Raw genomic sequence first — 13,271 nt, forward strand, 5'->3', positions numbered from 1 at the left:
ACACGCGTATCCGCCACGAAACGGCCCCCGCACCACCAGGTGCGGGGGCCGTGTCACGTACCTCTCAACGCGTCCGGAACAGCTTCCGTGGCGTCAGGTGGTGGTGCAGCTTCGCCAGCCACTCCACCGTCGCGAACCCGGCGTTCCCGGTCGCCCGCCGCCACCGTTCCATGGTCGACGGCGGCAGCAGCACGGCCGTGATCCGCACGCCCCGACCGGAGTCCTTGCGCAGCCCGGCGCGCACGGCGTCCAGCGCGGACCGCATGCCCTCCCCGGCGAGGGGCTCCCGGGCGTACCGGGCGCGTTCCTCGGCCGTACCGAGCAGCTTGGCCCCCTCGGCGGCGGCCCCGGTGAGCAGCCCGGCGAAGGCGCGCTCGCCGACGGTGCGGCCGGTGAGCCTGGCCGTGAGGCCCCGGGGCGTCTCGATGGCGTCGCTGTCGAGCCCGTAGTCGGTGAGCAGGTCGCCGAACTCGGTCCACGCCTGGTGGGTGTTCTGCCGGATGACGTCGGGGTCGGCGGACGTGGTCCACGCGAGCCGCCGTCGCCGGGTCAGGATCCGGGCCAGGGCGGGGCTGAGGAGCAGGGCGAGCAGGAACAGGGCGCCGACCAGGTAGTACGGCCACTGGGCCGGCTTCTCGGCAGCCGCGCCGGCGGCGGGGTCGTTGCCGCCGTCCTTGAACCCCGGGTCGGTCTTCGGCGCGAGCGGGTCGGTCTCGTCGGTCGGGCCGGAGGACGGGCCGCCGTTGGTCGGGGTCGGGTTCGGCCGGCTCGGGTCGGGGGCCCAGGGCAGGGCCACGGAACCGGCGACCAGGGCCGACGGGGTGGGGTCGAACGGCACCCAGCCGTAGCCGACGAAGTACACCTCGACCCAGGCGTGCAGGTTGTAGTTGGTGACCTTCCAGGTCTTCGGCGAGCCCGGGACCTGCTGGCCCTGGGTGAAGCCGGTGACCACCCGGGACGGGATGCCGGCCTGGCGGACCATCCAGGCCATGGCGGAGGCGTACTGCTCGCAGTACCCCTTCTTGTTCTTGAGGAAGTCCTCGATCAGGCTGCCGCTGGTACCCGGCTTGGTGCTCAGGGTGTAGCTGAACCCGTTGGTGTCGGAGAAGTTGTTGAGGATCCCGAGCACCTTGTCGTACTGGTTCGTCGCGCCCTTGGTCGCCCGGAGCACCTCGGAGGCCACGTACGCGTTCTGCGGCACCCGGGTGAACAGCTGTACGGCGGGGTCCTCGGGGCTCACGTCGGGGGCCCGGCGGAGCACGTCGGCGGAGAACGCGTACTCGACGTAGCTCTGGGTGTACTTGGCCCCGCGCGCGTTGTTCCCCTTGTTCGAGAACGCGACCCCGGTGATCGGGTCGTACTGCCAGCTGCCCTTGACCTTCTTCGCGTCGACGGTGCTGGCCCGGGGGTACAGCGGAAGGTACGGGGTGTCCAGCGTCAGCACCTCGACGGAGGCCGTGTGCTGCTGGCGCTTCACGTCGGACGGCATGCCCTGGCCGGGCTCGGGGAGCGAGCCGAGCGCCTTGGGGGTGTGCGGGTTGGAGGGCCGGAAGCCGGAGTCGGTGACCTCGTCGGCGACCGCCAGTTTCAGGTACCCCGGATTGGGGTTGTCGGTCGTCATCCGGGCCATCTCGATGGTCCCGTTGCGCATCAGGAAGCCCTGGAGCTGCGTGATCGGGTTGACCATGGACCCGCCGCGACCGGGTCCGGTGCCGCCGGGCCCCTCGCCGCTGCCAGTGACCCCGACGGTGTTCAGGATGCCGCTGCCGAGGCTCGGCACGAGCAGGGGCAGGGCGACGGCGACGGCGAGGCTGGCGATCCCGAGCCGGCGGCCGGCGGCCCCCATCGGGGACGGCTCCCAGGCGTCGATGTCCTTGCCGTCGCCGCTGAACCGCCGACCCCAGCGCCGGACCCGGTCGGTGTTGTCGGCGACGAGCAGCCACAGGTACCCGGTCGCGCCCAGCACGAACGGCCACACCGGGATGCCGCTCTCCATGACGGCGACGGGCACGGAGTAGATGGCGAGCATCGGCAGGCCGGCGAGCGCGGGCCGGCGGAGCGTGACGGCGAGCATGTCGACGAGCAGGGTGACCATGCCGACGCCGAGCAGGGTGAGGAACTGGAGCGCGACCCGGGAGGGGGCGGGCACCGCGACCTGCTGGATGTCGTCGCCGGCCGTCTTGAGCAGGTCGTTGAAGTGCCCGATCACGCCCGGGGTGGGCAGGACGCCGAACAGCGCGCCCTCGCCGAACCGCGAGGTCAGGAACAGCAGCAGGACGGACATCGTGATCAGGGGCTGCGCCCACGCCGGGGCGCGCAGGGCCCGGGCGGTGACCGCCGCGCCCACGATCAGCACGACCAGCATGGTCGACAGGATCAGGAGCCAGCCCCAGTGCTCGAAGACCGCCGTGAGGGGCGCGATCGACAGCAGGGACGCGATGCCCGCGATGATCGCCACGTGCCGGCGCTGGGTCATCGCCGCACCCCCCTGGTCGGTGACGGACAGGTGGTCACGGATTCACCCCTGTGGAGACGGTTTCGGCCATGGCGGCGCGGAAGGCGAAGCCCTGGTTGCCCCGGGCGGCCTGCGGCCACAGCGCGGCCAGCCGGGAGCCGTGCTGGACGCCGACGACCCGCCAGCCGGCCCGGAGCAGGGCCAGCGCGCCGGCCTCGTGCGCCTGTTCGGCGGCGGCCCGCTGGCCGGGCGGAAGCTGGAGCCAGGTGGTGCTGTCGAGCAGGAAGGCCACACAGATCGAGCCGGTACGCCGCAGGCCGGCCAGCAGTTCGGCCTCCTCCGGGGTGATCAGGCCGAGGACGGCGATGACGAGTCCGCCGTCGGACCGGCGCCGGATCCGCTCCATCAGCCGGGTCAGGTCGCCCCGGGGGCCGAGCTTGACGTCGGCGAGGTAGTCGAGCATCGCGCCCTCGCCGTCACCCTCGTTGGCGTCGATGTCGGCGCCGGTGTCGGTGACCATCCGCAGCTTGTAGCCCTCGTGCCGCAGGTGCAGCGCGATGCTGGCGGCGGCGGACACGGACCACTCGAAGCTGGAGGTGGGGCCCTCGCCCCGGTGCGCGGTGCCCCGGGTGTCCACGACGATGGTGGCCTTGGACTCCCACGGCTGTTCCTCGCGGCGGACCATGAGTTCGCCGACCCGCGCGGTGGAGCGCCAGTGCACCCGGCGCAGGTCGTCGCCGTGCCGGTACTCGCGGGTCGCCGCGTCGTCCTCGCCGTGCACGGCCACCGACCGGGCGCGGCTCTCGCCGGACCCCGCGTACTCGCCGGCCAGCCGGATCTCGGGCAACGGCGTGACCTGCGGGATGACGGTCAGCCGGTCGGTGGACGGGAACGAGCGGGTCAGCTCGCACAGCCCGAACGGGTCGGTGAGCCGGACGATGAGCGGCCCGACCTCGTACCGGCCGCGCACGTCGGCGCGCACCGTGTAGGCCACAGTGGACGTCTGGTACGAACCGAGGCGTTCCAGGACGAGCCGGGGCCGGGAGCCCAGCGCGTACGGCAGCCGGTCCTCCAGCAGCATCGTGCCGGTCGGGATCCGGGACAGGTTCTGCAGCCGGAGCACGACCCGGGCGCTGGCCCCCACCGACGCGCGCCGGGGGTCGAGCACCCGGCTGCACGTCAGCCGGTACCGGGTCCGGGAGATGGCCGCCGCCGCGAGCAGCGGCAGCGTGGCCAGCAGCAGGGCGACCGGGAGCAGGTCCTTCTCGCCGAGCACGATCGCCGACAGCAGGGCCGCCGCGGCCGCCGCGAGGAACGACCGGCCCCGTGTGGTGAGCCCGGCCAGTGCCTCCCGCATCGCTATCGCCGCCTGGAGTTGTGCTGGTCGTTGGTGGGGATCTGGAGCTTGTGCAGGATGTCGGACACGATCGCGTCCGTGGTGCGGCGGGCCAGCTGCGCCTCGGCGGTCGGGATGAGCCGGTGCGCGAGGACGGGTACGGCGAGCGCCTGCAGGTCGTCGGGGAGGACGAAGTCGCGGCCCTCGAGCGAGGCGACGGCGCGCGCGGTGCGCAGCAGCTGGAGGGTGGACCGGGGGCTCGCGCCGAGCCGCAGGTCGGGGGCCTCGCGGGTGGCGGTGACCAGGTCGACCGCGTACTGCTTGATGCTGTCGGCCACGTACACCTGGCGGACGGTGTGGATCAGCCGGCGGATCATGTTCGCGTCGGTGACGGCGCGCAGCTCGTCCAGCGGGTCGGACGCGCCGTGGTGGTCGAGCATCGCGAGCTCGGCGCCCGGTGCCGGGTACCCCATGGCGAGCCGCGCGGTGAACCGGTCGCGCTGGGCCTCGGGCAGCGGGTAGGTGCCCTCCATCTCGATGGGGTTCTGCGTCGCGATCACCATGAACGGCGTCTGGAGGTAGTAGGTCGTCCCGTCGACGGTGACCTGTCGTTCCTCCATGCACTCCAGCAGCGCGGACTGGGTCTTCGGCGAGGCCCGGTTGATCTCGTCGCCGACGACCAGGTTCGCGAACACGGCCCCGGGCTTGAATTCGAAGTCGTGGTTCTCCTGGTTGTAGACGCTGACGCCGGTCACGTCGCTGGGCAGCAGGTCCGGGGTGAACTGGATCCGGCGCACCGAGCAGTCGATCGACCGTGCGAGGGCCTTTGCGAGCTTTGTCTTGCCGACGCCGGGTACGTCCTCGATGAGGAGGTGCCCTTCGGCCAGGAGGACGGCGAGTGCCAGCCGGACGATGGCCGTCTTGCCCTCGATCACCTGCTCGATGTTGGCGACGATCGCGGAGGTCGCCTCTTTCAGCTCTTCCGCTCCCAGGGGCGGTCCGAGCTCGTCGGCGGTGCGCGGTGTGGTCACCAGGGGCCTCCTCATTCAGTTCAGGAACGGACTGAATTTTTTCAGCTTCAACGGTTGATGGTGCCGGCAGAACGGCATCAGTTCGGTTACCGTCCGGGCACGGGGAACGGAGCCTACTCGATCATCCTGACCAATGCGACGAGGTCGTGCATCAGCCGTTCGGTCCGCTCCGGACCAAGCGCCCGTTCCATCGCTCTGTGTTGGGACGCCGCACGCCTTTTGGCGCGATCGAGCAGAGCCGACCCCTGATCGGACAGGTACACCACGACCCGGCGTCTGTCCGTCGGGTCCTGGTGCCGGTAGACCAGCGCGGAGTCCACGAGCCGATCGACCGCCTTCGTCAGCGTCGGGTGCGGCATCAGCACGGTCTCGGCCAGCTCGCCCATGGGCTGACCTGGGTTTTCGGCCAGGGCACTGAGAATGCGCCACTGTTCCACGGTAATCCCGGACTCGGCCAGTGCCGCCGAGAGTTCGCGGTTCGCCGCCCGTTCCGCCGCGCTCAGGGCGTAGGCCAGGTGTGTGCGCAAGTCACTCGCTGGCATGGGGCGCCCCTTTCCCTCACGGTCTGTGCAGACGATACTCGGCTGGTGCGCACGGATGTGACCATCGTCAGTGACCTGTTGGAAGCCCGACTGTTGGCGCCGGAACCGCACGAGGCGGTCCGGGTCGCGTTGGTCATCCCGCTGTCCGGAACGCTCGGCATGGTCGGCCCCGCCGCGGTCAACTGCGCGACCCTCGCGGTCGCCGAACTCAACGCCGGCGTCGGCATCCTGGGCCGCCCGGTGGAGCTGGTCCTGGTGGACGGCGGGCGGTCCCCGGTCGAGGTGACCGCCGACGTGATGGGCCTGGTCGAGGCGGGCGCGGTCCGGGCGCTGGTCGGTTCGCACGCCAGCGACGTCCGGATCGCGCTGACCAGGGCGCTCGGCGGCCGGCTGCCGTTCGTCTACACCCCGCCGTACGAGGGCGGCGAGCACACCCCCGGCGTGTACCTGTCGGGCGAGACCCCCGAGCGCCAGCTGCTCCCGGTGCTCCGCTGGTTCGCCGAGGTCAGGGGCCGGCGGCGCTGGGCGCTGGTCGGCAACGACTACGTCTGGCCGCGCCGGCTGCACGGTGCGGCCACCGGGTACCTGAAGGCCTGCGGCGCCGAGGTGGTCACCGAGCGTCACGCGCCCCGGGGCCTGACGGATCCGGGCCCCCTGTTGCACGCGATCGCCGCCTCCCGGGCCGACGCGGTGCTGCTCACCCTCGTGGGCGCGGACCTGACGCTGTTCAACCGGGCGTTCGCGGCGAGTCCGCTGGCCGGCCGGGTGGTCCGGCTGTGTGCGGCACTGGAGGAGAACGGCCTGCTGGGCGCGGGGGGCGACGACACGGGTGAGCTGTACGCGTCGATGGGTTTCTTCGCCTCGATGGCCACGGAGGCGTGCCTGGACTTCACGGGCCGCTACACCCGGAGCTTCGGCACCCCGGCCCCGATCCTCAACGGGCACGCCGAGGGTCTGTACGGCGGTCTCCGGTTGCTGGCGGCACTCGCGGACCGTGCCCGTTCGCTGCATTCGGCTGAGATTGACGTCACATCGGATGGTGTGTCCATTATGGCGGGGCGGGGAATGCTCACCGTGACACATCGTCATGTGGCGCAGTCCGTGCACCTCGCACGGGCTGACGGACTTTCGTTCGACGTCCTCAGAAGTTTCTAGGGAAACCTTTTCTCTTTTAAGTAACGGGACTACTCTGCCGCGTTATGACTACCCAGCAACAGGGGCAATCCCTCGAACAGTTCGGTTACCCCCAGGAGCTCAGACGGTCGCTGAGCTTTACCGATCTGTTGTTCTACGGGCTCATCTTCATGGTCCCGATCGCACCATTCGGTATCTTCGGCAGCGTTTACCAGGCTTCCGGCGGAATGGTGGTGTTGGCGTACGCGATCGGGGTGGTGGCCCTGATGTTCACCGCCTACTCGTACTCGCAGATGTCCAAGGTCTTCCCCATGGCGGGCTCCGTGTACGCCTACGCCGGCCGGGGAATCGCCCCGCCGGTCGGGTTCATCGCCGGTTGGATGATCCTGCTCGACTACATCCTGGTGCCGAGCCTGCTCTACCTGATCGCCTCGGCGTTCATGGCGCTGGTGGTGCCGTCCGTGCCGGTGTGGCTGTGGCTGATCGGCTTCGTGGCCTTCAACACCGTGGTGAACTTCCTGGGCATCAAGCTCACGGCGCTCGTCACCAAGGTCATGCTGGTCGGCGAGCTCATCGTGCTGGCGATCTTCCTCGTCGTGGGCATCGTCGGGCTGGCGCAGGGCAAGGGCCACGGCTCGGCGATGGACGCGCTGTACAACAGCCAGACCTTCTCCTGGCAACTGGCGTTCGGCGGCGTCTCCGTGGCAGCACTGTCCTTCCTCGGATTCGACGGCGTCGCGATGCTCTCCGAGGAGAACAAGGGCCAGGCGCGCCAGATCGGCCGGTCGATGTTCGCCGCGCTGCTGCTGGCGGGGCTGCTCTTCATCGTCCAGACCTGGGTCGCGACCATGTACGTCGAGGACCCGGCCGCCCTGCTCGCCACGGGTGACAACAACGGCCCGGCCTTCTACGAGGTCGCGACGGCGGCCGGCGGGCACTGGCTCGCCGTGCTGACCGCGGTGACCACCGCCATCGCGTGGGGCTTCGCGGACTCCCTGGTCGCCCAGGTCGCCACCTCGCGCCTGATCTACGCCATGGCCCGCGACCGGCAGCTGCCGAAGATCCTGTCCCGGATCAGCCCCCGGCGCGGTGTGCCCGTCTACGCGGTCGTGCTCGTCGGCGCCGTCGCCCTGATCCTGGGCATCGGCATGAACCTCCGGGCGGACGGCATTCCGCTGCTGGCGAGCTGGATCAACTTCGGCGCGCTGCTGTCGTTCATGATCCTGCACGTCGCGGTCGTGTGGCACTTCCTGGTCCGGCTGCGCAGCCGCGACTACCTGCGCCACCTCGTGCTGCCCGGCCTGGGCTTCCTGATCCTCGGGTACGTTATCTACAACCAGAAGGTCACCCACCAGATCGTGGGCTACGTCTGGCTCGGCCTCGGGCTGCTCATCGTCGCGGGGCTCTACCTCTCGGGCCGTCGGCCGCGACTGTCGGGAATGGAAGACAAGGGCTGATGGAGATGCGGACCTACCGGCCCACGCCGGAGGACTACGCGTACACGTTCGGCGGCCGGGCCCCCGTGGCCCGGCTCCGGGCCGGCGACGCGCTGTCCGTCTACACCGAGGACTGCTTCGGGGGGAAGGTGCTCGGCTTCGACGACCTCCCCTCCCAGGTGTGCGAGTTCCCGTACCTGAACCCGGTCACCGGGCCGTTCCACGTGGAGGGCGCGGAGCCCGGCGACACCCTCGCCGTGCACTTCGTGTCCATCACCCCCGCGCGGGACCGGGCGGTGTCGACCACGTTCCCGCACTTCGGGGCGCTGACCTCGACCTCGCACACCCCGACGCTGCAACCACCCCTGGAAGAACGCATCTGGGTGTACGAGCTGGACGTGGCCAAGGGGATCGCGCGCTACTCGGCCCGCAACTCCGACTACACGGTCGACCTGCCGCTCGACCCGATGCACGGCACGGTCGGGGTGGCCCCGGCCGCGTTCGAGTCCCGGATGACCATCACCCCGGACGCGCACGGCGGGAACATGGACAGCCCCGAGCTGCGGGCCGGCGTCACCGCGTACTTCGGGGTGAACGTCCCCGGTGCCCTGTTCGCCCTCGGCGACGGGCACGCCCGGCAGGGGCACGGCGAGGTGTGCGGCACGGCCGTGGAGTCGGCGATGGAGACCGTCGTCATCGTGGACGTGATCAAGGGGCACGCCACCCCGTGGCCGCGCTTCGAGTCCGATTCGGCGATCATGGCCACCGGGTCGGCGCGCCCGCTGGAGGACGCGTTCCGGATCAGCCAGCACGACCTGGTCACCTGGGTCAGCGGGCTGACCGGCCTGGACACCCTCGACGCGTACCAGCTCGTCAGTCAGGCGGGCGAGGCCCCGGTCGGCAATGTCTGCGACCCGAACTACACAATGGTGGCCAAGATCGACAAGTCCGTCTTGCGGGGGGCGCTCCCGTACGACGGGGTGCACGACAGACTCCGGGCTGCTGCTGCGAGGATCTGAACGTGCCCCTTGGCGATGATCTCTACCTGCTGGCCCACTCCAGCGAAGGCAAACCGTACATCCACATGCCCTCGCTGAGTGTCGGCCTGGCTACTGCCGTCCTGATCGACCTCATGCTCGCCGGCCGGATCGGCGTCAGCGAGGGCAAGGTGATCGGCTACGAACGCCGACCCACCGGCCTGGCTGTCGCCGACAGCGCGCTGGGGGCGATCTTCTCGGTGGCCAACCACCCGCCGAACTACTGGCTGCGGGCCGTCGCCTCGGACAGCCACGACCGGATCTCCGGCGCGCTCACGGCCGCGGGTCTGCTCCGCAAGGTGCAGACCCGCAGGCTGGGCCTCGTGCCGGTCACCCGGATCCAGCCCGTCGACCCCGAGCTGGCCGTCCGGGTCCGGGCCCGGCTGCGCTACGCCCTGCGCGGCCAGGACGAGGTCCCGGTCGCCGACGCGGCCCTGTGCGCCGTCGTCGGGATCCTCGGGCTGGAGAGCCGGGTGTTCCTCGACGGCCTGCCCGCCGGCCACCTCGCCGCCGTGTCCGCCGCGCTGCACCCGATGCTCCGGGCGATCCTGTCCGCCGCCGAGCACGAAATTGCGCAGGCGGCGATGTCGGCGTACCGCTAGGTTGGTGCGGGTGGACGCGTACGAGCTCGACGACGAACCCGCCCGGATCGACCGCGACGCGGCCTGGGCCTTCCTCTCCCGGCACGCGTACTGGGGAACCTGGCGCACCCGCGACGTCCTCGACCGCCAGCTCGACCGGGCCTGGCGCGTCGTCGGGGCCTACGAGCGCGCGTCGGGCCGGATGGTCGGCTTCGGCCGGGCGACCTCGGACGGGGAGTCGATCGCCATCCTCAACGACGTCTACGTGGAGCACGCGCACCGCGGGGCCGGGCTGGGCCGGGCGCTGGTGGAGCTGATGGTCGACGGCGGGCCCGGGGCCCAGTTCCGGTGGATGCTGCACACCGCAGACATGCACCCGCTGTACGCCAAGCTGGGCTTCGCGGCCCCGGACCACACGTACATGGAGCGCCCCGCGGCCCCGGAGTTCCGGATCGCCCCGCGCTGACCCGGCCGGCGGCGGCGGCGGCCCGGTGCCGCCGGTCGCCGCCCGCCGCCCGGACCACCTCCGGCGGCCGGGGCCGCCCGCCGCCCGGACCGCACCCGGTAGCGCGGCCCACGGGCCGGACCGCGCACCCACCGGACCGCACCCGCTGGACCGTGCCCGCTGGACCGTGCCCGCTGGACCGTGCCCGCTGGACGGTGCCCGCCGGACCGCACCCGCCGGACGGTGCCGGGGCCCGGTCGCGCGCTCGGGGTATGATGCCACCATGACCGGGTTCTTCCTGCTCCTTATCGAGCCGTGCTGACGGGTCCAACCAGCACGGCGCCCCCTCCTGTGTGAGGGGCTTTTTTGTGCCTGAAGCCCGGGGACCGGGCGTGACGACGAGTCCGACCGAACACCACAGGTGGAGACAATGAGCGAGACAGATACCCCGGCATTCCGGTACACGGCCGCGATGGCCCAGGACATCGAGCTGCGCTGGCAGGAGATCTGGGCGGTGGACGGCACCTTCCACGCGCCGAACCCGACCGGCGAGCTGGCCGACCCGGCGCATCCCCGCGCGGGCGCCCCGAAGCTGTTCGTGATGGACATGTTCCCGTTTCCGTCGGGCGCGGGCCTGCACGTCGGGCACCCGCTGGGCTACATCGCCACGGACGCGTACTCGCGGTTCCAGCGGATGGCCGGCTTCAACGTGCTGCACCCGATGGCCTTCGACTCGTTCGGGCTGCCGACGGAGCAGTACGCGGTGCAGACCGGCACCCACCCCAAGATCACGACCGAGCGGAACATCATCCGGTACCGGCAGCAGCTGCGCCGCCTGGGCCTGGGCTACGACGAGCGCCGCTCGTTCGCGACCACCGACCCGGAGTACTACCGCTGGACCCAGTGGATCTTCCTGAAGTGCTTCAGCTCGTGGTACGACCCGGAGCAGGACCGGGCCCGCCCGATCGACACCCTGGTCGAGAAGCTGTCCGCCGAGCCCGGCTGGGCGGAGAAGTCGGCGGGGGACCGGCGCCGGGCGATCGACGCGCACCGGCTGGCCTACATCTCCGAGGCCCCGGTCAACTGGTGCCCCGGCCTGGGCACGGTGCTGTCCAACGAGGAGATCACCTCCGACGGCCGCTCGGAGCGGGGCAACTTCCCGGTCTTCAAGCGCAACCTGAAGCAGTGGATGATGCGGATCACCGCGTACGGGGACCGGCTGCTGGCCGACCTGGAGGCCCTGGACTGGCCCGAGTCGGTGAAGACGATGCAGCGGACCTGGATCGGCCGGTCCACGGGCGCGCACGTCGACTTCGCCTCCCCGGCCGGCGACATCCGGGTGTTCACCACCCGCCCGGACACCCTGTTCGGCGCGACGTACATGGTGCTGGCCCCCGAGCACGCGCTGGTCGACGCGCTGGTGCCGGACGCGTGGCCGGTGGGCGTCAGCGAGCGGTGGACCGGGGGGCACGCGACCCCGGCGGCGGCCGTCGCCGCGTACCGCAAGTTCGCGGCCACGAAGAGCGACCTGGAGCGGCAGACCGAGGGCAAGGACAAGACCGGCGTGTTCACGGGCGCGTTCGGCGTGAACCCGGTGAACGGCGCCGAGGTGCCGATCTTCGTCGCGGACTACGTGCTGGCCGGCTACGGCACCGGCGCGATCATGGCCGTGCCCGCCCAGGACACCCGGGACTGGGAGTTCGCCGAGGCGTTCGACCTGCCGATCGTGCGCACGGTGCAGGCCCCGGAGGGCTTCGAGGGGCCGTTCACCGGCGACGGCGTGGCGGTCAACAGCGCGACCCCGGAAGGGTTCGCCGGCGGGCCGGCCATCAGCCTGGACGGCCTGGCCGTCGCCGAGGCCAAGGCGAAGATCATCACGTGGCTGGAGGAGACCGGGCGCGGGGTCGGCGCGACCACGTTCCGGCTGCGCGACTGGCTGTTCAGCCGCCAGCGGTACTGGGGCGAGCCCTTCCCGATCGTGTACGACGAGGACGGCTTCGCGCACGCGGTACCCGACTCGATGCTGCCCGTCGTCCTGCCCGACATCGACGACTTCTCGCCGAAGACCTACGACTCCGACGACGCGAACAGCTCGCCGGAGCCGCCGCTGGGCCGGGCCACCGACTGGATCACGGTCGAGATGGACCTGGGCGACGGCGTGCGGACGTACACCCGAGAGACGAACACCATGCCCAACTGGGCCGGTTCGTGCTGGTACGAGATGCGCTACCTGGACCCGGCCAACGCCGAGGCGTTCGTCGGCGCGGACAACGAGAAGTACTGGATGGGCCCGCGCGCGGACGGCGACCCGGGCGGCGCCGACCTGTACGTCGGCGGCGTCGAGCACGCGGTCCTGCACCTGCTGTACGCCCGCTTCTGGCAGAAGGTCGTCTTCGACCTGGGCTACGTGTCCGCCAAGGAGCCGTTCCGCCGGCTGTTCAACCAGGGCTACGTCGACGCCTACGTGTTCCGCGACAGCCGCGAGTTCCCGGTCGAGGCGGCCGAGGTGACCGAGCGCGACGGGAAGTACTTCTTCGAGGGCGAGGAGGTCAAGCGCAGCTACGGCAAGATGGGCAAGTCCCTGAAGAACGTGGTGACCCCCGACGCGATGTGCGAGGAGTACGGCGCGGACACCTTCCGGGTGTACGAGATGTCGATGGGCCCGCTGGACGTCAACCGCCCGTGGGAGACCCGGGCCGTGGTCGGCGCGCAGCGGTTCCTGCAGCGGGTGTGGCGCCTGGTGATCGACGAGGAGACCGGCGCGGTCCGGGTCGGCGACGCGCCGGCCGACGAGGAGACCCGCCGGCTGCTGCACCGGACGGTCGACGGCGTGCGGGGCGACACGGCCGAGCTGCGGTTCAACACCGCGATCGCCAAGCTGATCGGCCTGACCAACCACGTCACCGGGCTGGCCGTGCCGCCGCGCGAGGTCGTGGAGCCGCTGGTCCTGATGGTGTCGCCGTTCGCGCCGCACCTGGCCGAGGAGCTGTGGTCCCGGCTGGGCCACGACGGCGGGCTGTCCTACGTGGACTTCCCGGTGGCCGACCCGGCGATGCTGGTCGCCGACACGGTGACGTACCCGGTGCAGGTCAACGGCAAGGTCCGGGGCCGGATCGAGGTCGCGGCGGACCTGCCCGAGGCCGAGGTCCAGGCGGCGGCGCTGGCCGAGATCGCGGGCGCCCTGGACGACAGGACCCCGAAGAAGGTCATCGTCGTCAAGGGCCGGATGGTCTCGGTCGTCGTCTGAGCGGGTTCCGGGGAGGCTGTCGGGCCT

Annotated in this window: 10 protein-coding genes; 6 read left to right on the forward strand and 4 right to left on the reverse strand. The window is 71.2% G+C overall.

Annotated features, from left to right (window positions below; genetic code table 11):
• Positions 1-64: 64 nt before the first annotated feature.
• The 4 genes from AB0M43_RS26460 to AB0M43_RS26475 all read right to left on the reverse strand — a co-directional run bounded on the left by AB0M43_RS26460 (position 65) and on the right by AB0M43_RS26475 (position 5,364).
• Positions 65-2,476 carry a DUF3488 and transglutaminase-like domain-containing protein gene (locus AB0M43_RS26460; protein WP_363728445.1) on the reverse strand — a complete coding sequence of 804 codons (2,412 nt, stop codon included), beginning with the start codon at positions 2,474-2,476 and terminating at the stop codon, positions 65-67.
• Positions 2,477-2,510: 34 nt separating this feature from the next.
• Complete coding sequence (locus AB0M43_RS26465) at positions 2,511-3,812, reverse strand: DUF58 domain-containing protein (RefSeq protein ID WP_363728446.1); 1,302 nt, start codon at positions 3,810-3,812, stop codon at positions 2,511-2,513.
• A 2-nt stretch (positions 3,813-3,814) separates the two neighbouring features.
• Positions 3,815-4,822, reverse strand: a complete 1,008-nt coding sequence (locus AB0M43_RS26470) for a MoxR family ATPase (protein ID WP_363728447.1) — start codon at positions 4,820-4,822, stop codon at positions 3,815-3,817.
• A 113-nt stretch (positions 4,823-4,935) separates the two neighbouring features.
• A complete protein-coding gene (locus AB0M43_RS26475; RefSeq protein ID WP_363728448.1) occupies positions 4,936-5,364 on the reverse strand; it encodes a MarR family transcriptional regulator in 429 nt (142 codons plus the stop codon).
• A 45-nt stretch (positions 5,365-5,409) separates the two neighbouring features.
• On the opposite strand from AB0M43_RS26475, the gene AB0M43_RS26480 reads away from it, so the two are divergent.
• The 6 genes from AB0M43_RS26480 to leuS all read left to right on the forward strand — a co-directional run bounded on the left by AB0M43_RS26480 (position 5,410) and on the right by leuS (position 13,244).
• Positions 5,410-6,519: a substrate-binding domain-containing protein gene (locus AB0M43_RS26480; protein ID WP_363728449.1), complete on the forward strand. Its 1,110-nt coding sequence runs from the start codon at positions 5,410-5,412 to the stop codon at positions 6,517-6,519.
• Positions 6,520-6,563: 44 nt separating this feature from the next.
• On the forward strand, positions 6,564-7,955 hold the full coding sequence (locus tag AB0M43_RS26485; protein ID WP_363728450.1) for an APC family permease: 1,392 nt from the start codon (positions 6,564-6,566) through the stop codon (positions 7,953-7,955).
• Positions 7,955-8,953, forward strand: coding sequence for an acetamidase/formamidase family protein (locus AB0M43_RS26490; RefSeq protein WP_363728451.1), 999 nt, complete (start codon positions 7,955-7,957; stop codon positions 8,951-8,953). Before AB0M43_RS26485 ends, AB0M43_RS26490 begins: the two co-directional genes overlap by 1 nt.
• Positions 8,954-8,955: 2 nt before the next feature.
• Complete coding sequence (locus tag AB0M43_RS26495; protein WP_363728452.1) at positions 8,956-9,573, forward strand: GPP34 family phosphoprotein; 618 nt, start codon at positions 8,956-8,958, stop codon at positions 9,571-9,573.
• A gap of 10 nt (positions 9,574-9,583) precedes the next feature.
• Positions 9,584-10,018 carry a GNAT family N-acetyltransferase gene (locus AB0M43_RS26500; protein ID WP_363728453.1) on the forward strand — a complete coding sequence of 145 codons (435 nt, stop codon included), beginning with the start codon at positions 9,584-9,586 and terminating at the stop codon, positions 10,016-10,018.
• A gap of 400 nt (positions 10,019-10,418) precedes the next feature.
• Entirely contained in the window at positions 10,419-13,244 is a 2,826-nt protein-coding gene (gene leuS / locus AB0M43_RS26505) for a leucine--tRNA ligase (RefSeq protein WP_363728454.1), read from the forward strand.
• Positions 13,245-13,271 lie beyond the last annotated feature (27 nt).

It is taken from the genome of Longispora sp. NPDC051575 (assembly GCF_040681875.1).
Taxonomy (GTDB): Bacteria; Actinomycetota; Actinomycetes; order Mycobacteriales; family Micromonosporaceae; genus Longispora.